Annotated in this window: 18 protein-coding genes; 7 read left to right on the top strand and 11 right to left on the bottom strand. The window is 65.5% G+C overall.

Going from position 1 to position 18,508, the window contains the following annotated elements; translation table 11 throughout:
* Positions 1-301 precede the first annotated feature (301 nt).
* Genes cydP through cydX form a run of 4 tightly spaced genes read left to right on the top strand, consistent with a single transcriptional unit; the run spans position 302 to position 3,464 of the window.
* Positions 302-562, top strand: coding sequence for a cytochrome oxidase putative small subunit CydP (gene cydP / locus EVC45_RS36845; RefSeq protein WP_129963048.1), 261 nt, complete (start codon positions 302-304; stop codon positions 560-562).
* Positions 552-2,144 (top strand): cytochrome ubiquinol oxidase subunit I, encoded by a 1,593-nt coding sequence (locus tag EVC45_RS36840; RefSeq protein ID WP_129963047.1) that lies wholly within the window; start codon positions 552-554, stop codon positions 2,142-2,144. Before cydP ends, EVC45_RS36840 begins: the two co-directional genes overlap by 11 nt.
* A 34-nt stretch (positions 2,145-2,178) precedes the next feature.
* Positions 2,179-3,315 carry a cytochrome d ubiquinol oxidase subunit II gene (cydB, locus tag EVC45_RS36835; protein ID WP_129963046.1) on the top strand — a complete coding sequence of 379 codons (1,137 nt, stop codon included), beginning with the start codon at positions 2,179-2,181 and terminating at the stop codon, positions 3,313-3,315.
* Positions 3,316-3,347: 32 nt separating this feature from the next.
* Positions 3,348-3,464: a cytochrome bd-I oxidase subunit CydX gene (gene cydX / locus EVC45_RS36830; protein ID WP_129963045.1), complete on the top strand. Its 117-nt coding sequence runs from the start codon at positions 3,348-3,350 to the stop codon at positions 3,462-3,464.
* Positions 3,465-3,581: 117 nt separating this feature from the next.
* Here cydX and nagE read toward each other — a convergent pair whose 3' ends face one another.
* The 5 genes from nagE to EVC45_RS36805 form a co-directional block, all read right to left on the bottom strand.
* Complete coding sequence (gene nagE / locus EVC45_RS36825; RefSeq protein ID WP_129963044.1) at positions 3,582-5,402, bottom strand: N-acetylglucosamine-specific PTS transporter subunit IIBC; 1,821 nt, start codon at positions 5,400-5,402, stop codon at positions 3,582-3,584.
* Positions 5,403-5,533: 131 nt separating this feature from the next.
* Positions 5,534-8,113, bottom strand: coding sequence for a phosphoenolpyruvate--protein phosphotransferase (gene ptsP / locus EVC45_RS36820; RefSeq protein ID WP_129963049.1), 2,580 nt, complete (start codon positions 8,111-8,113; stop codon positions 5,534-5,536).
* 38 nt (positions 8,114-8,151) lie between these two features.
* Entirely contained in the window at positions 8,152-9,168 is a 1,017-nt protein-coding gene (locus EVC45_RS36815) for an SIS domain-containing protein (RefSeq protein WP_129963043.1), read from the bottom strand.
* Positions 9,152-10,255, bottom strand: a complete 1,104-nt coding sequence (gene nagA / locus EVC45_RS36810) for an N-acetylglucosamine-6-phosphate deacetylase (RefSeq protein WP_129963042.1) — start codon at positions 10,253-10,255, stop codon at positions 9,152-9,154. The genes EVC45_RS36815 and nagA overlap by 17 nt, the downstream gene beginning before the upstream one ends.
* A gap of 74 nt (positions 10,256-10,329) precedes the next feature.
* On the bottom strand, positions 10,330-11,064 hold the full coding sequence (locus tag EVC45_RS36805; protein WP_129963041.1) for a GntR family transcriptional regulator: 735 nt from the start codon (positions 11,062-11,064) through the stop codon (positions 10,330-10,332).
* A gap of 368 nt (positions 11,065-11,432) precedes the next feature.
* Here EVC45_RS36805 and EVC45_RS36800 point away from each other — a divergent pair, with 368 nt between their 5' ends.
* Positions 11,433-12,359 (top strand): bifunctional helix-turn-helix transcriptional regulator/GNAT family N-acetyltransferase, encoded by a 927-nt coding sequence (locus EVC45_RS36800; protein WP_129963040.1) that lies wholly within the window; start codon positions 11,433-11,435, stop codon positions 12,357-12,359.
* A 78-nt stretch (positions 12,360-12,437) separates the two neighbouring features.
* On the opposite strand, the gene EVC45_RS36795 is transcribed toward EVC45_RS36800, so the two are convergent.
* Positions 12,438-13,250, bottom strand: a complete 813-nt coding sequence (locus EVC45_RS36795; RefSeq protein WP_129963039.1) for a MetQ/NlpA family ABC transporter substrate-binding protein — start codon at positions 13,248-13,250, stop codon at positions 12,438-12,440.
* 271 nt (positions 13,251-13,521) lie between these two features.
* On the opposite strand from EVC45_RS36795, the gene EVC45_RS36790 reads away from it, so the two are divergent.
* Positions 13,522-13,812, top strand: a complete 291-nt coding sequence (locus EVC45_RS36790; RefSeq protein ID WP_129963038.1) for a YciI family protein — start codon at positions 13,522-13,524, stop codon at positions 13,810-13,812.
* Positions 13,813-13,887: 75 nt separating this feature from the next.
* Here EVC45_RS36790 and EVC45_RS36785 read toward each other — a convergent pair whose 3' ends face one another.
* The 5 genes from EVC45_RS36785 to EVC45_RS36765 form a co-directional block, all read right to left on the bottom strand.
* A complete protein-coding gene (locus tag EVC45_RS36785) occupies positions 13,888-14,517 on the bottom strand; it encodes an SCO family protein (RefSeq protein WP_129963037.1) in 630 nt (209 codons plus the stop codon).
* A gap of 4 nt (positions 14,518-14,521) precedes the next feature.
* Positions 14,522-15,427, bottom strand: a complete 906-nt coding sequence (gene cyoE / locus EVC45_RS36780) for a heme o synthase (protein ID WP_129963036.1) — start codon at positions 15,425-15,427, stop codon at positions 14,522-14,524.
* Positions 15,428-15,432: 5 nt separating this feature from the next.
* On the bottom strand, positions 15,433-16,542 hold the full coding sequence (locus tag EVC45_RS36775; RefSeq protein WP_129963035.1) for a heme A synthase: 1,110 nt from the start codon (positions 16,540-16,542) through the stop codon (positions 15,433-15,435).
* Positions 16,543-16,564: 22 nt separating this feature from the next.
* Entirely contained in the window at positions 16,565-17,287 is a 723-nt protein-coding gene (locus EVC45_RS36770; RefSeq protein ID WP_129963034.1) for a cytochrome C oxidase subunit I, read from the bottom strand.
* 69 nt (positions 17,288-17,356) lie between these two features.
* Positions 17,357-18,073: an SURF1 family protein gene (locus EVC45_RS36765; RefSeq protein WP_129963033.1), complete on the bottom strand. Its 717-nt coding sequence runs from the start codon at positions 18,071-18,073 to the stop codon at positions 17,357-17,359.
* A 111-nt stretch (positions 18,074-18,184) separates the two neighbouring features.
* Here EVC45_RS36765 and EVC45_RS36760 point away from each other — a divergent pair, with 111 nt between their 5' ends.
* Complete coding sequence (locus EVC45_RS36760) at positions 18,185-18,394, top strand: twin transmembrane helix small protein (RefSeq protein ID WP_008921867.1); 210 nt, start codon at positions 18,185-18,187, stop codon at positions 18,392-18,394.
* Positions 18,395-18,508 lie beyond the last annotated feature (114 nt).

The following is an 18,508-nucleotide window of genomic DNA, read 5'->3' as shown; positions in this document are numbered from 1 at the left end:
TCGCAATGCTGCGCGACGGCACCTTCTATCAACCGAAATCCGCCCCTAACGCTTGACGAACCACATAGGGGCACCCCCCGAGCCAACCCGCCGAGGCCGGTAAGCCTTTCTTGACGTATCGCAAGTCCGGTAGCAATACTGCACAGACGCGGCAAGTTTCGCGACGTGATGCCGCATGGCTAACCCTGAGCGCGTGAGGTTCCCCCCTCCTACAATCGGCATGCATTCGCCAGACTGCCTGACGGCAAGGGCGGTCTGGATCCAGCCGGACTCTCCGGCGTGAAGTCGTCTTCGACCGATCATGACCCTAGCCCTCAATCGCAGCAGCACTATCCGATCGCGCTTGCGCGGCCGGTTCACCAGGTGGGTGCGCGGTCCAACGCTGGCGCGCGATCTCGCCATCATCCTCGCCATCAAGTTCGCACTACTGTTGGCGCTCAAGTACACATTCTTCAATCATCCGCAGGCGGAGCACATGATGCTGCCGCCTGAGCAGGTCGCGCAGGCGCTGCTGTCGGTGCCCGCCCCGCATCCGTCCCGAGGTGATCAACATGCCCGTTAGCGAAGTCGTAGAACTGTCACGGCTCCAGTTCGCCATCACCGCGCTCTATCACTTTCTGTTCGTGCCGCTCACGCTCGGCCTGACCTGGCTGCTCGTCATCATGGAGTCGGTCTACGTGATGACCGGCAAGCAGATCTACAAGGACATGACGCAGTTCTGGGGCAAGCTGTTCGGCATCAACTTTGCAATGGGTGTCGCGACCGGCCTCACGCTCGAGTTTCAGTTCGGCACCAACTGGGCTTATTACTCGCATTACGTCGGCGACATTTTCGGCGTGCCGCTCGCCGTCGAAGGGCTGATGGCGTTCTTCCTCGAATCTACCTTCGTCGGTCTGTTCTTCTTCGGCTGGAACAGATTGTCAAAAGTCCAGCATCTGATCGTCACGTTCTGCGTCGCGATAGGTTCGAACCTGTCGGCGCTGTGGATTCTGGTGGCCAACGGCTGGATGAACAATCCGGTCGGCGCGAAGTTCAACTACCAGACGATGCGCATGGAGCTCGACAGCATCGGCTCGGTGATCTTCAACCCGGTCGCCCAGGTGAAGTTCGTGCACACGGTGTCGGCGGGTTACGTGACCGCGGCGATGTTCGTGCTCGGCGTGTCGTCGTGGTATCTGTTGAAGCGCCGCGACACCGAGTTCGCGCTGCGCTCGTTCGCGATCGCCGCCGGCTTCGGCCTCGCGTCGGCGCTGTGCGTGATCGTGCTCGGCGACGAATCGGGCTATCGCACCGGCGAAGTCCAGCAGGTCAAGCTCGCCGCGATCGAATCCGAATGGGAGACCGCGCCCGCACCGGCACCGTTCACGATATTCGGCATTCCCAATCAGAAAGAGCAGCGCACCGACTACGCGATCCGGGTGCCGTACGCGCTCGGCATCATCGCGACGCGCTCGCTCCACGAACCCGTGGTCGGCCTGCGCGACCTGATCGAGGAAAACGAAGGGCGCATCAAGAACGGCATGCTCGCCTACGCGGCGCTGCAGAGGTTGAAAGGCGGCGACTCGAGCGACGAAGCGCATGCCGCGTTCGACAAGTACCAGGAAGATCTCGGCTACGGCCTGCTGCTCAAGCAGTTCACGCCGAACGTGACCGACGCGACGCCCGGGCAGATCGACGCGGCGGCAAAGAGCACGGTTCCGCCGGTGCTGCCGCTGTTCTTCTCGTTCCGCATGATGGTCGGCCTGGGTCTCCTGTTCCTCGCGACCTTCGTGCTCGCGTTCTGGTTCTGCGCGCAGCGCACGCTGCTGCTCGAAAAGCGTCGCTGGTTCCTGCGCTGGGCGGTCATCGCGATTCCGCTACCGTGGCTCGCCGCCGAACTCGGCTGGATCGTCGCGGAGATGGGCCGCCAGCCGTGGAGCATCGCGGGGATTCTGCCGACCAACCTGGCCGCGTCGACGCTGACGCCGCGCGATCTGTACCTGAGCATCGGCGGCTTCGTGCTGTTCTACACGGGGTTGTTCGTCATCGAGATCATGCTGATGTTCAAGTACGCGCGGCTCGGCCCTTCGGCGTTGCATACGGGCCGCTATCACCACGAGAACGAATCGCAGGTGACGCAGCCGCTGTCGAACACGGCCGCGTGACGCGCCGCCACACCGCCTCAGAGGAATAACCCATATGGACTACGCAGCCCTCAAACTGATCTGGTGGGTATTGATAGGCGTGCTGCTGATCGGCTTCGCGCTCTCCGACGGCTTCGACATGGGCGCGGCGATCCTGCTGCCGTTCATCGCGAAGACGGACTCCGAGCGCCGCATCGTCGTGAACACCGTCGGCGCGACGTGGGAAGGCAACCAGGTCTGGTTCGTGACCGCCGGCGGCGCGATGTTCGCCGCATGGCCGCTCGCCTACGCGGCATCGTTCTCGGGCTTCTACTTCGCGATGCTGCTGGTGCTGTTCGCGCTGTTCTTCCGCCCGGTCGGCTTCGACTATCGCGGCAAGCGCGAGGATCCGCGCTGGCGCAACGCGTGGGACTGGGGCCTCTTCATCGGTGGCTTCGTGCCGGCCCTCGTGTTCGGCATTGCATTCGGCAATCTGCTGCAAGGCGTGCCGTTCTCGTTCGATACCGATCTGCGCGTCACCTATCACGGCAGCTTCTTCGGCCTGCTCAATCCGTTCGCGCTGCTGACGGGTCTCGTCAGCGTGTCGATGCTGGCCGCGCACGGCGCCGCGTTCGTCAAATGGAAGACCGACGGCGTGGTCCACGACCGCGCGTCGAAGGCGCTGCGGCTCGCGGCGTTATGTACGGTGGTGCTGTTCCTCGTCGCGGGCGCGCTCGTCGCGACGATGATCGGCGGCTATCAGATCGTCGACATGCCGCCACTCGACGCCGTATCCAATCCGCTGATGAAGACCGTGATCGGCGCACCGGGCCTATGGCTGACCAACTACGCGCTCTATCCGTGGATGGTGATTGCGCCGCTCGCGGGTCTCGCCGGCGGTGTGCTCGCGGTGCTGCTCGCGCGTTCGCGCTTCGAGGCGACGGCGTTTCTGTCGACGTCGCTGATGATCGTCGGCGTGATTCTGACAGCGGGCTTCTCGATGTTCCCGTTCATCATGCCTTCATCGCTCGACGGCCGCAGCAGCCTGACCATGTGGGACTCGACGTCGAGCCGCCTGACGCTCCAGATCATGCTGTTCGCGGTGATCGTGTTCCTGCCGATCATCCTGCTCTATACGGGCTGGGTGTACCGGGTAATGCGCGGCAAGGTGACCGCCGCGGCGATCGAGGAAAACCATCATTCGATGTATTGACCGGCACTACGCTTGAAAAACAGGAGTGGGTGATGTGGTATTTCAGCTGGATTCTCGGCATTGGCGTCGCGCTGGCGTTCGGTGTCGTCAATGTGATGTGGCTCGAATCGCGCGAGTTGGCGCGGGCGACGAAGCGGGCGATTCGCTGAGGAGCGCCACGCTTTGGTGGTAAACGCAGAAGCGGCACCTTGGGATGAGGTGCCGCTTTTTTATCGCAGTGCCGCGATCGCCGTACGACTCAACGGCGCTCGACAGCCTTCAGCCGTTCACGCCGGCATCGGCGCCGCGCCCGCCCCACCGCCTTGCGACGACAGGCGCTCGGCCAGCTTCTGCGCATAGCGCTGAGCGGCCTCGCCGACGACGATATGGAACGTGTCGGTCGACACCCACGCGGTATCGAGCGTCGCGAGGCGCTGCCGGTCGACCGCCGACGGATCGCGCACGACCACTCGCAGACGCGTCGCCGCGACCGCATCGAGCGACACCACGTTGCCCGCGCCGCCGAACACGGCGAGCCAGCGCAGCGGATCGGGATCGAGCGGACCGCCTTGCGCGTCGTGGGCGGCTTGAGCGTGCCCAGCGCTCTGCGCGACCGGAGTGGCACGGGTAGCCGCCGTAGCAGCAGCCGGCGCCGATCCACCAGCACCCGTCGCCTTCACGTCGCCCTCACCCTGTGCGATCGCCGTACGCATCTCATCGGCGATGATGTCCGCTTCCGGTCCGATGATCACCTGCACGTTGTTCGAGCCGCGCTTGAGCACGCCGCGCGCGCCGATCGACTTCAGTTCGCTTTCGGAGACCTTGTCCGCATCGACCACCGACAGACGCAGACGCGTGGTACACGCATCGACGACCGACAGATTCGCCGCACCACCGAGCGCCGCGATATAACGCTGCGCACGCGGCACGGCCGCACCCGCTGCCGGCGCGACGAAGCCACCGGCTGCGAACGACTCGACCTGCTCGTCGGCAGCGGCCGGCTCACGGCCCGGCGTCGCCATGTTGAACTTGCGGATGAAGAAGCGGAACAGACCGTAGTACACGACCGAGTACACGATGCCGAGCGGAATCGCCCACCAGCCCTTCGTCGACAGACCGAAGTTCAGCACGTAGTCGATGAAGCCCGCCGAGAACGTGAAGCCGAGGTGAATGCCGAGCGCCGAGCAGATCGCGAGCGACAGCCCCGTCAGCAGCGCGTGGATCGCATACAGCACCGGCGCGAGGAACATGAAGCTGAACTCGATCGGCTCCGTCACACCGGTCAGGAACGACGTGAGCGCCATCGAGAACAGCAGGCCGAACACCATCGCGCGACGCTCCTTCGGCGCCTCGTGATACATCGCGAGACACGCGGCCGGCAGGCCGAACATCATCACCGGGAAGAAGCCGGTCATGAAGGTGCCCGCGGTCGGATCGCCCGCGAAGAAGCGGTGCAGGTCGCCCGTGACCGGCGCGCCGCCCGCCGGCGTGAAGGTGCCGAACACGAACCACGTCAGCGAGTTGAGGATGTGATGCAGGCCCGTGACGAGCAGCAGGCGGTTCAGCACGCCGAACACGAAGGCGCCGAGCGCGCCGGCCGTCGTGAGCCAGTGGCCGGCCGTGTCGATCACGCCCTGCACCGGCTGCCAGACGTAGCCGAACACGATGCCGAGCCCGACACACACGAGGCCTGTCACGATCGGCACGAAGCGTTTGCCGCCGAAGAACGCCAGGTAGTCGGGCAGCTTGATGTCCTTGTAGCGGTTGTACAGCAGCCCCGCGACGATACCCGCGATGATCCCCGACAGCACGCCCATGTTGAGCTTGTCGTTGATGTCCTTCATCACCGCGATCTGCACCAGATAGCCGATCGCGCCGGCCAGACCCGCGACGCCGTTATTGTCCTTCGCGAAGCCGACCGCCACGCCGATCGCGAACAGCAGCGGCAGGTTGTCGAAGATCGCGCCGCCAGCATCGGCGATCATCTTGATGTTGAACACGTCGGGCTGGCCGAGACGCAGCAGCAGGCCGGCCACCGGTAGCACGGCGATCGGCAGCATCAGCGCGCGTCCCAGGCGCTGAATCTTCAGAAACGGATTTCCATCCATCGGTATCTCCAATTTTGTCTCGTAGGGGTACGTCTTGGTTGACTGGTGCAGCTATGCGGGAATCGAGCCGCGCGTGAAGGCAGACGTGCTGCCGGGCGCACGGCGGGCGGACTCTCCAGAAATTTAATTTCTCAATCGAGGGGCCACGTGGCGCGGCTTGCGGCTCGGACCGCCTGCGCGGAGTCGAGCGCGAGCGCATCGCGAGCGCGCTGGCGGCACAACTGATAGTCGAGCGTGCGAACGCGCGCCTTGATGCCGGGCACCGAGACCGGATCGACCGACAGCTCGGTCACGCCGAGGCCGACGAGCAGCGGCATCGCGAGCGGGTCGCCGGCGAGCGCGCCGCACACGCCGACCCATTTGCCGTGCTTCGCGGCACCTTCGACGGTCGCCGCGATCAGGCGCAGCACCGCCGGATGCAGGCCGTCCGCTTGCGCCGCGAGATCGGGCTGGCAGCGGTCCATCGCGAGCGTGTATTGCGTCAGGTCGTTGGTGCCGATCGACAGGAAATCGGCGTGCTGCGCGAGCTGATCGGCGAGCAAGGCCGCCGACGGCACTTCGATCATCACGCCCACTTCGATCGGCGCGGTGCTACCCGCTTCGCGGGCAAGCTCGTCGATGCGCTTGCGGATGCGGATCAGTTCGCCCGCATCGGTGATCATCGGCAGCAGGATGCGCACGGCGCCGATCGGACGCACCGCGAGCAGGCCACGCAGCTGGTCGTCGAGCAGATCGGGGCGCACCTGCGCGAGGCGCACGCCGCGCAGACCGAGCGCGGGATTCGGCTCGGGCGGCAGCGTCAGATAATCGACCTCCTTGTCCGCGCCGACATCGAGCGTGCGGATGATCGCGGTGCGGCCGCGCAATGCATCGACGATCGCCTGATAGCTGTGGCGATGCTCGTCCGCGCTCGGCGCGGCCGGGCGGTGGATGAACAGCAGTTCGGTGCGCAGCAGACCGACCGCGTCCGCACCGTTGTCGACCGCGGCGTTCGCGTCGTCGAGCGTGGCGATGTTGGCGGCCACTTCGATCGCGCGGCCGTCGGCGGTCGCGGCTGCCTGCTGCGACGTGCGGCGATTCGCTTCGCGCACGTCGGCGAGACGGCTGCGTTCACGACGCGCGCGTTCGACGTCGAGTTCGGTCGGCGCGAATTCGAGCCGGCCGGTGCTCGCGTTCACCACCACCTGAGTGCCGTCGGGAATCGCATGCAACGCGTCGCCGACCGCGACCAGCGCGGGAATGCCAGCCTGACGCGCGAGAATCGCCGCGTGCGAGGTCGCGCCGCCGCGCGCCATCACGAGCGCGGTCACGCGTGTGCGATCGAGCGACGACAGATCCGAAGGCGTAAATTCGTCGGCCGCGAGCACCGCCTCGTCCGGCAGCGAGCGCGCCGTGCTGCTCGTGTAGCCGAGCGCGCGCTGCACGCGCTTTTCGATGTCGCGCAGATCGGCGGCCCGCTCGGCGAGCAGTGCGTCCTCCACGTTACTCAGGATGCCTATTTGCGTGCGGATCGCGTCGCGCCACGCGAAACCGGCGCTCTTGCCGAGGCTGATCAGATCGCGCGCGGCGTCGAGCAGCGTCGGATCTTCGAGCAGCACGCGATGCACCGCGAAAATCCCCGCCTCGCCGACCGCGCCGCGTTGCGACGCATCGCGCACGATCGTGTCGAGATCGGCGTCGACGGTCGCGATCGCCTTGTCGAGCAGACGGCTTTCCGCCGCCGACGTGCCGCTCGCCTGCTCCGGCGGATCGACGTCCGCGTCGTCCCAGCGCACCAGCTTGCCGACCGCGACGCCCGGCGACGCGCACACGCCCGCGAGCGTATTCGGCGCGAGCGGCTCGCCCGTGGCGGGCGCGGCGACGACTGCCGCCGGTGCAGCCGCCGGCCGCGCCGCTTTCTGTTCGTGCTTCTGTTCCACTTCGCCGTGCGCTTCGCGAGTCAGTTCGTCGGCGACCGCATCGACCGCCTCCTGCGCCTGCGGACCGACGCCGAGCAGCTCGACGCTCGCGCCTTCGCCGGCACCGAGTCCCAGCAGACCCACCACGCTTTCGATCGGCGCCTTGCGGCCGTCGTAGCGCACCTCGACGCGCGCGTCGAAGCCGCGCGCCGCTTCGCGCGCCCGCGCCGCGGGCCGCGCGTGCAGGCCACCCGCATGGGTCAGCGTGATCTGCCGGCGCGCCTCGTCCAGGACCTGCGTGGCGCTCGCTTCGCGCACCGCGTCCTGGCTGACGCCGTCGCGGGCACGCAGTACCAGCAGCGGCGATTCGCCGGACTTCACCAGCCCGTCCGGCGCGCGCTCGACCACCTCGAATGCATCCGAATTCGCGATTGCGATCACCGACACGAGGCTCGGCGCATTCAACGCGACCTGATCCTGATCGAACTCGATCAGCACGTCGCCCGCGCGCACCTGCGCGCCCTGCCCGACCATCGGCGCGAAACCCTTGCCGTTCAGCCCGACCGTGTCGATGCCGATATGCAGCAGAATCTGCGCGCCTTCGGCGCTCTCGAGCGTCACCGCGTGGCCGGTGCGCGCGAGGTGCGTGACGACGCCGTCGCATGGCGCGACGAGCCGCCCTTCGAGCGGATCGACGCCGATGCCGTCGCCGAACATACCGCCCGAAAACACCGGGTCCGGTACTTTCGCGAGCGGCACGACCGGGCCGGTCAGCGGTGCAAGCAAAACAATGTGATCTTCGGAATGGCTCATCAGATTGGACTTCTCGACACGTCGCATCGTCATTCTCGTCAGTGAGTTTCGGTGACTTTGTTGAGATGGCGTGGCGCGTCGGGATTGCGCCCGCGCGCGGCGGCAAGATCCGCGGCCATCACGTAAAAGGACAGGATGGCGGCGATCGGATCGAGCGCCGCGTGTGCGGTTGAGACGAGCGGCAGCGAGGCTTGCGCGACGTCGTCGGGTGCCGCGAGCAACACGCGCGCGCCGCGCGCGCGCATGTCGTGCGCGAGTTGCAGCAGACCCGCCTGCTCGGGGCCGCTCGGCGCGAACACCAGCAGCGGATAGTCGCGGTCGATCAGTTCCATCGGACCGTGACGCACTTCCGCGCTCGAAAACGCTTCGGCCTGGATGCCGGAGGTTTCCTTCAGCTTCAACGCGGCTTCCTGTGCGATCGCGAGGCCAAGCCCGCGGCCGATCACGATCATCCGCTCGATGCCGCGCAACTCGCTGACGGCCATCGACCAGTCGAGCCGGCCCGCGCGTTCGAGCGCATTGGGCAGCGTATTCAGCGCGCCGAGCAATTCGGCGTCGTTCTGCCAATGCGCGACCAGCTGCGCGGAGATCGACAGCATCGCGATATAGCTCTTGGTCGCCGCCACGCTCAGCTCGGGACCGGCCACGAGCGGCAGATGCCACTCGCACGCGTCGGCGAGCGGCGAGCTCGGTGCGTTCACCGCGGCAACCGTCAATGCGCCGGCTGCGCGCAACGCGTTCATCGTGCCGACGAGGTCGGGGCTCTTGCCCGATTGCGAAAACGCCAGCGCAAGCTGATCGCGCACCTGCAGCGGCGCCTGCTGCAGCGTCGCGACCGACATCGGCAGCGACGCGACCGGCACGCCGAGGCGGCTCATCGTCAGGGATGCAAAGTAACTGGCGGCATGGTCCGAGCTGCCGCGCGCGACGGTCAGCGCGACATGGCGCGGCTGTTGCGCGAGCTTCTCGGCGAGCGCCGCGACGCGCGAGGTGTCTTTGAGCTGCTCGGCGACCGTTGCGGCGGACGCGAGCGCTTCCTTAAGCATATTCGACAATGGCTTCTCCTTCGACGTAGGTCGCGACGAGCGCCAGCTCGCGGTCGAATACGACCACGTCGGCCCAGGCACCGCGCGCGATGCGGCCGCGGTCCTCGATGCCGAGATAGTCGGCGGCGTAGCGCGACAAACGGTGTGATACATCGGCGATCGGCAAGCCGATCGAGACAAGATTGCGCAGCGCCTGATCCATCGTCAGGGTGCTGCCCGCGAGCGTGCCGTCGGCCAGACGTACGCCGCCCAGACACTTGGTCACGTGCTGGCTGCCGAGACGGTATTCGCCGTCGGGCATGCCGGTGGCCGAGGTGCTGTCCGTCACCACGTACAGGCGCGGAATCGCGCGCAGCGCGGCGCGGATCGCACCCGGATGCACGTGCAGCAGGTCGGGAATGATTTCGGCGTATTCGGCATGCGCGAGCGCCGCGCCGACGAGGCCAGGGTTGCGGTGATGCAGCGGCGACATCGCGTTGAACAGATGCGTGAAGCCGCACGCGCCGTGCTTGAGCGCGGCGACCGCGTCGTCATAGGTGCCGAGCGAATGGCCGAGTTGCACGCGTACGCCGCGCGCCGCCATCTCGGAGATGATCTCCATGTGACCGGCGATCTCGGGCGCGAGGGTGACGACCCGGATCGGCGCGATCGACAGATACTTGAGCACCTCGTCCATCACCGCCGATACCGCCGCGTCTGGCTGCGCGCCGAGCTTGCCGGGGTTGATGTACGGCCCTTCCAGATGCACGCCGAGCACACGCGCGCAACCCGGCGTGCGTACCCGCGTGACGTTGCCGAGCCCGGCGACGACGTTCATCAGTTCGTCGCGCGGCGCGGTCATCGTCGTCGCGAGCAGGCTCGTGGTGCCGTAGCCCGCATGCGTGCGCGTGATCGTTTCGATCGCGTCGCCGGCCTCCATCACGTCGGCGCCGCCGCCGCCATGCACGTGCAGATCGATGAAGCCGGGCAGGATGTACGGCGCGTCGTTGGTCGACGGATCGACGCGCTCGCCTGACAGTGCCGTGATGCGGCCGTTTTCGGATTCGAGCGTGCCGTGGATCCACCCTTCGGTGGTGAGTATGTTTCCGGTCAGCATGAGTCTCTCTGGTGCGTGATACGTATGCGGCAAAAGTGCGTTCGCCGGACTTGCGGCCTACGCGGCCGCCCGGCTCAGGTGCGCAATTCAGCGACGAAGTCGTAGTAGTCGTCGCGGCAGTAGGTGTCGGTCAGCTCGATCGCGCGTTGATCCGCGCTGTAGCCGATACGGGTAATGACCAGCAGCGCGGTGCGCGGCTCGATGTCCATCAGCGCGGCGATTTCGCTCGACGCGTTGACCGCGCGAAAGTGCTGCAACGCGCGCACGACCGCCGCGCCGCGCTGCTCGAGAAAGCTGTACAGCGAGTCGCCGATCACGAGCGGATCGGGCACGATCGCGACCGGCAGCGCCGAATGCTCGACCGCCATCACGATGCCGTCCGCGCGCCGCAGCCGCCGCAGGCTCGCGACGGCCGCGCCCGGCGTCAGGCCGAGGTGCAGCAACTCGTCGCGATTGGCGGCGCGCACGTCGCGTTCGAGCCACACCGAATCCGGGCGAAAGCCGCGCTGCTGCATCTTCTTCGTGAAGCCGGTGAGACGCGACAGCGGATCCTCGACGCGCGGCGTGATGAAGCTGCCCGCGCCGCGCGAGCGCCGGATCAGCCCCTGCTCGACCAGCAGCTCGATCGCCTTGCGCGCGGTAATGCGCGACACGCCGATCGCATCGGAGAGAGTGCGCTCGGAGGGCAATGCCTCGCCGGCCGACCAGACGCCGCAATGGATCGCCGTCGCCAGGTTGCGCGCGAGCTGCAGGTAGAGCGGCGTGACGTTGCGCACGTCAGGCATCAATGCGGACCAGCGAGTTTCCATGGGGCTCCAAGGACGCCGCGAACAGTACGGCTTGGAAAAATGAGAGCCCATTATATAACCAACATAATACCAGTCAACGGACTGGTTCCATGCTGGCCTGAATCGCCGGAAAGCCTTGTCGCGCACGGCTCTCAGCCAGTTTTAAGGGCCTCTTCCGGATGAATTTGCAGACCAGGACTTTCCCGTATCGCACTCGATTGACGATACCAGCGAGCCGTTATCGGCCTCTAGTGGTATCAAATCAATGCCGATGATCAATACCTGTTTAATACCAGTTGGCGTCTTGCTGCGATTAACTGGCTTTGTAAATAAGGGTCGTGCCAATATAGTGCGCTGTACCAACATAAAAAGTCCCCGGGGAGCCGCCCTTGACAGATTCCGAGGCGCTGCGGCGCGCTCAGGCCGTCCGCCACTTCAATCGCTTCTATACCCGCTGCATCGGTGCTCTGCACGAGCATCTGGCCCGCAGCGAGTTCTCGCTGACGGAAGTGCGCGTGCTGCACGAGTTGTCGCGCGCCCGCGAGCAGACCGCGTCGGTGCTCGGGCGCGCACTCGGGCTCGATAGCGGCTACCTGAGCCGCCTGCTGACCAGTTTCGAGCGACGCAACCTGATCACCCGCCGCCCGTCCGACACCGACGCGCGCCAGTCGCTGATCGCGCTCACCGAGCACGGCCACGCGACCTACGCGCCGCTCGACGCCGCCGCCGTCCACGAAGCACTCAGCCTGCTCGACACACTCAGCGCGCTCTCGCAGGAACAGTTGATCGCCGCGATGAAGCTGATCGAGCGCCTGCTCGGCGACACGCCGAAGCACGAGCTCGTGGTGCTGCGTCAGCCGCGCGCCGGCGAATGCGGCTGGCTCGTGCATCGACAGGCGCAGTGGTTCGCCGCTCAGTACGGCTGGGATCACACGTTCGAGGGCTTGCTCGCGCGCGTCGTCGCCGAGTACACGCAGCGCAACGATCCACTGCGCGAGAAGTGCTGGATCGCCGAGCAGGAGGGTTTGGTGGTCGGCTCGGTCTGCCTCGTCGGAGTCTCGACGACGGTCGCCGGCGTGCGCCTGCTGTGGGTCGAACCGGACGTACGGCATCTCGGCATCGGCACGCAACTGCTCAGCGAATGCGTGCGCTTTGCGCGGCGCGCGGGCTACACGAAGCTCACGCTGACCACCGCGAGCGCATTGGCGGAACCGCGGCGGCTCTGCGAGCGCGCTGGGTTCGAGCTAGCCGGGAGCGTGGCGCAGCACCTCTTCGGCCATGATCTGATGATCGAACGATGGGAGTTGGAGCTATAAAAAAAGCACGCGCCTGTACAGGCGCGTGCCTTTCCCGATGCCATGCGATCGCGCTTGCGATCGCTGTGAACGCGTCGCTTAGAACGACGGCACCATCGAACCCTTGAACTGCGTCTTGATGAACTGGCGCACGTCTTCCGACTGATACGCGGCGACCAGCTTCTTGACCCACGGCTGATCCTTGTCCTTCGCGCGCACAGCGATCAGGTTCGCGTACGGGCTGTGGATGTCTTCGAGCGCGATCGCGTCTTTGGTCGGCTGCAGGCCCGCGGCCAGCGCGAAGTTCGTGTTGATGACGGCGGCGTCGACGTCGGCGAGCGAACGCGGCAGTTGCGCGGCGTCGAGTTCGACGAACCTGATCTTCTTCGGATTGTCGACGACGTCAAGCGGCGTCGCGTTGTTGCCACCGGTGGCCGCGCCGTCCTTCAGCTTGATCACGCCTTGCGCCTGCAGCAACAGCAGCGCGCGATTTTCGTTCGACGGATCGTTCGGCACCGCGACCTTCGCGCCTTGCTGCAGGTCCTTCAACGACTTCAGCTTTTTCGAGTACGCGCCGAGCGGCGAGATGTACGTGAGACCCGCGTTGACGAGCTTGTAGCCGCGTTGCTTGATCTGGCTATCAAGGTACGGCTGGTGCTGGAAGCTGTTGGCGTCGAGGTCGCCCGCGTCGAGCGCGGCGTTCGGCTGGATGTAGTCGTTGAACTCGACGACCTTCACGTTCAGGCCTTCGCGCTTCGCGACCTTGGTGACGACTTCCCAGATCTGCGCGTCGGGACCGCCGATCGTGCCGACCTTGATGACTTTGTCGTCGGCGTGCGCGCCGAAGCTGGTCAGGATCGCCGCACCGGCGACGACGGCGGTGAGGGCTTTGAGGATATTTCTGCGCTGCATGTGATTCTCGCTGTTGCGGTTCGACGTTTGAGTCGATGGCTCCGATCGATGCCGGAGTCGGATGAAAATGGGCGGCGCTCCAGTTCGTGCTGGTGCGCCGTCGGCCAAGCTGTAAATTGTTTCATATGGGCGGCAAGTTGGGAAATACCCTTGCTGCATATGGTTATGCGAAGCGCGAGCGCGACTACCAGTGCGACGCCAAATTCGCGGCTTACCGATAATCCAGAGTCGTGGCCGCGCACGGCCCATTTAACCGCCAGTGAGAACGACCATGTATGTGATCAACCTGATCTACACCGCCCCGCTCGATCGCATCGACGATGCGCTCGACGCCCATCGCGCGTTTCTCGCAAAGCAGTTCGACGCGGGCATCTTCGTCGCGGCCGGGCCGAAAGTGCCGCGCGACGGCGGCATCATCCTCGCGGTGCGTATCGAGCGTGACAGGCTGGATCGCATTCTTGCGAGCGATCCGTTCGCCGAGCAACAGCTCGCGCGCTACGAGGTGACGGAGTTCAAGACGACGCGTCTCGCGCCGGGGCTGAATCTGCCGATTCCGGCCTGAGCGCGAGTTGCGAAGAGGGGATGGATGCGGAGAGGGGTGAGCGGCGTCGTTATGAAGAGCCGCCTGCGATGCGCGTCAATCAAGCAATAGCTTGATGTCATGCACCCACGGCGTCGAGCCCTGGCCATCGCGCGCGAACAGACGCAGCTTGCCGTCCGTGTCGAACACATAGCTCGCGGCCGTGTGGTCCATCGTGTAGCTGTCCGGCGTCTTGCCCGGCACCTTCGCGTAGTAGACGCGGAAGTCTTTCGCCAGCTTCGCGAGCTGCTCTTCGCTGGCGGGACGCAAGCCCACGAAGCTCGGATTGAATGCCGGCACGTATTGCGCGAGCAACTGCGGCGTATCGCGCTCGGGGTCGACGGTGACGAACAGCACCTGCACACGCTTCGCGTCTTCCGGGCCGAGTTGCTGCAACGCCTGGGACAGCTCGGCCATCGTGGTCGGGCAGACGTCCGGGCAATGCGTATAGCCGAAGAACAGCACAACGACCTTGCCCTTGTAGTCGGCAAGCGTGCGGATCTTGCCGGACGTGTCGGGCAACGAGAAATCGCTGGCGAATTGAGTATTGCCGGTGATGTCGAGATTCGCAAAAGCCGGTGGCTGCTTGCCGCAGCCGGCCATCAGCAATGTGCCGCCCAACGCCGCGCCGAGCGCGCAAGCCATCACAGCGGCGCGCGCGACGCGCGCAAAGCGGTTGTTGAGCATGGTGTTACGCGCCGATCACGACGCGCGCGTAGTGGTCGATCAGCAGCGCGGCGAACAGCAACGACAGATAGACGATCGAATAACGGAAGGTTCTGCGTGCGAGTTCGTCCGAATACTCCCGGTAGATCTTCCACGCATACGCGAGAAACACGGCGCCGAGCAGCACTGCGGCCGCGAGATACACGACGCCGCTCATGCCGGAAATGAACGGCATCAGCGTGACCGCGAACAGGATCACCGTGTAGAGCAGGATATGCAGGCGCGTGTACTTTTCGCCGTGGGTGTTCGGCAGCATCGGCAGGCCGGCGTTTTCGTAGTCCTTGCGGCGATACAGCGCGAGCGCCCAGAAATGCGGCGGCGTCCACACGAAGATGATCAGCACGAGGATCCACGCGTCGCCGGGCACGTGACCGGTGACCGCAGCCCAGCCGAGCGCCGGCGGCATCGCGCCCGACGCGCCGCCGATCACGATGTTCTGCGGCGTGGCCGGCTTCAGCAGCAGCGTATAGATCACCGCATAGCCGACGAACGTGGCAATCGTCAGCCACATGGTCAGCGGATTGGCGAACGTGTACAGCGTCCACATGCCGAGGCCGCCGAGCACGGCCGAGAACAGCAGGATCTGCGGGGTGGTGATTTCGCCGCGCGCGGACGGACGCCACGACGTGCGGCGCATCTTCGCGTCGATCTGCTGCTCGACGAGGCAATTGATTGCGAACGCGGCGCCGGCCAGCAGCCAGATGCCGACGGTGCCGCCGATCAGTACCGTCCACGGCACCATGCCCGGCGTCGACAGGAACATGCCGATGACCGCGCAGAACACCGCAAGCTGCGTAACACGCGGCTTGGTCAGTGCGAGATATTGGGAGACCCGGCTGCCGGGCGATTGGGAGAGTGTTGTGCTGTCCATGTGAGTCACGCTGGCGCGGCTTCGCGCGCAGGGAGCGCGGCGCGGCCGGGACGGCTATAAGCGATCCGAAAGTTTAACATAACGAGCAACAGCAGCAGGATCGCAGCCCCGCCGTTATGGGCGACCGCGATCGGCAACGGCCATTGCAGCACGATGTTCGACAAGCCGGTGATGAATTGGATCAGCACCACCAGCAGCACCCCGTTGGCGGGTCGCCGCAGCGATTCGAAGCGGCGCATCTTCAACGCGAACCACACCAGATAGCCGATCACGATGAACGCGAACGTGCGATGCGTCCAGTGAATCGCGACCAGTGCATCCTGCGTGATCACGTCGCCGTCGCCGGTCATGCCGAGCGCACGCCACAAGTGGAATCCGTGCGCGAAGTCCATCGGCGGGATCCATTGACCGTTGCAGGTCGGGAAGTCGGTGCACGCGAGCACCGCGTAGTTCGTGCTGACCCAGCCGCCGAGAGCGATCTGCAGCACCAGCAGCGCGAGACCCGCGAGCGCCGCGACCCGCCAGCTCGCGGTTTCGGGCTCGTAGGCAGGCAGTGGCGTCAGGCGCGCCGCAAGCCAGCCGAGCGTGCCGAGCAGCGCGAGGCCGAGCAGCAAATGCGTGGTCACGATGATCGGCTGCAGCTTCATCGTCACGGTCCACGCGCCGAACACGCCCTGCACGACGATCAGCAGCAGCAGCGAAGTCGGCCACCACGGCGACACGTGCAGCGCACGACGCTTGATGCGCGCGGTCCACGCGATGATCGTCTGCGCGATGATCAGCACGCCGATCGCCATCGCGAAGTAGCGGTGAATCATTTCGATCCATGCCTTCGTCATGCTGACCGGGCCGCTCGGCATCGCCTGATAGGCGGCGGAGATCGCCGCGTGCGCGATGAACGGTGACGACGTGCCGTAGCAGCCTGGCCAGTCCGGACAGCCGAGGCCCGAATCGGTGAGGCGCGTGAAGCCGCCGAACATCACGAGATCGAGCGTCAGGAAGGTGGTCAGCCAGACCAGCTTGCGGAATTTGTTGTCGTCGGCCTTGACCCACACGTAGGACAGCGGCAACAACGCGATACACAAGCCGATCAGGCCCAGTTGCAATACGAACATCTCATTTACCCAGGTTGCGGCATCAGCCGATGGTCGACCATTTGAGCAGCTTGGTCAGGTCGCCTTTGATCTTGCTCGGGTTCGCGTCCTTCGGAAAACGCATCATCAGATTGCCGTTCGGATCGACCAGATAGATGTGGTCGGTGATCCGCGTGCCGGTGTCGGCGGGCAGCCAAGCGGCGAGCTGCGCCGGGTCGGCGATCAGCATGTCGGTGTTCGGGTAGGCGGTTTGTATCACATCGGCGACCTTGTCCGCATCGGTGCGCAGCCACACTTCCACGACGCGCTCGCGTTCCGGACCTTGTGCTGCGCGGATTTGTCGCATGAAGTAGAGCTTCGTCACGCAAGCTTTGTCGCACGCGCTGTTGTCGACCGAGATCATCAGCCAGCGGCCGTGCAGCGACGCGAGCTTCAGCGGCTTGCCGTCCGCGCCGGTGACCACGAGCGAGTCGGGGATCGGCCGTTGCGGCTCGACCAGTGCGCCATAGTTCGTGCTGCCGCCGGTCGGCTTGACGACGTAGTAAATGAAGTACGAGACCGCGATCGGCGCCGCGCAGATCACCGCGAGCAGCAGCAGCACCCAGCGGCCGCGCCGCCACGAGCCCGGGCCGTTCGGTTGGCCGGGCATCGGTTTGGCTGGGGCGGGTTTGCCGGTGGGTTTGCCGGTGGGTTTGCCAGCGGGTTTGCCAGCGGGTTTGCCAGCGGGTTTGCCAGCTTCGGACGAATGGGGAGTTTGAGTCGACACTACAGAACCTCTTTCAATGTTCGGACGGCGGCGGCCCATGCCTTCCTGGCCTTCCGTGCCTTCCATTCCTCACGCGCCCGGCGCGTGTTCTTTTTTGCCCGCGCGGCGCGCCGCATACAGACCGAAGACGAGCGCGGCGGCGGCCATGCCCCACCACTGCATCATGTAGCCGTAGTTGCGCTCGACGCCAGTGGTCGGCGCGGGCCAGTCGCGCACCAGACCGTCGCGGGCATCGCCGGTCTGCTGGATCACGAACGATTGCAACGGCAGCCCGGTCTCCGCGGCGTACGCGCCGACATCGAGATTCTGCCGGATCATGTGATGCGCGGCCGATCCACCCTCGCCGAGTTCGAACGCACGCGACGCATCGGCGCGCGCAATCCCTTCGATCTCGACCTCGCCCGACGGCGTCGTGTACGGCGCAATGGTCTCGCGACTGCTGAGGTTGCGCGGCAGCCAGCCACGATTGACGAGCACGTAGCCGCCGTCGGCGAGTTTAAAGGGCATCACGACGTAAAAGCCCGGCTGATCGTTATACGGACGATTATCGAGGTACACGACCTTGTCCGCGACGAAACTGCCGCGCGCCTTCACGCGATGAAACTCGACGTCCCTCAGCGCGAGCGACGCCGCGCTGACCGGCAGCGCGGGCGCGTTTTCGAACTGCGTGATACGCGCCTCGAGCGCTTCCTTCTGATGCGCGCGATCGCGCTGCCAGAAACCGAGCCGCACCGTCACGACGACGACCAGCAGGATCAGCAGCGCGGGAATCAGGCGAAACTTCATTGCAGGTGCTCCGGCATCGCGTTCAGGGTCGCCGGGAACCTGCGGCAGACGCCCGCGCGCGGTGCGATAATGAATGTCTTGCCACTGCGCTTTCCGGTTTCAGTTGGTTCCATGCACATTATCGTTCCCATCGCCTTTGCTCTGATCATCGCCAGCATGGTGTCGGCGCTGTATTTCATGATGCACGACAAAGGCAAGACCAAGCGGATGGTCTGGTCGCTCGCCACGCGGGTGGGCCTGTCGATCTCGCTGTTCCTGTTCATCCTGTTCGCACACTGGATGGGCTGGATTCAATCCACCGGGATTCCGTACGGGCGCTGACGCCCGCGGATAGCTCGTCGGTCAAACGGCCTGCGGAAGAATTTCCTCGCCGCCAAACAAAACGCCGCCCTGACAGGTCGAGGGCGGCGCTGCGTTCATCCTTGCATGGTGCTC

Origin of the sequence: Paraburkholderia sp. UYCP14C (genome assembly GCF_004197395.1) — a bacterium.
Classification (GTDB): Bacteria; Pseudomonadota; Gammaproteobacteria; order Burkholderiales; family Burkholderiaceae; genus Paraburkholderia.
This window is presented reverse-complemented; position numbering and strand designations above follow the sequence as displayed.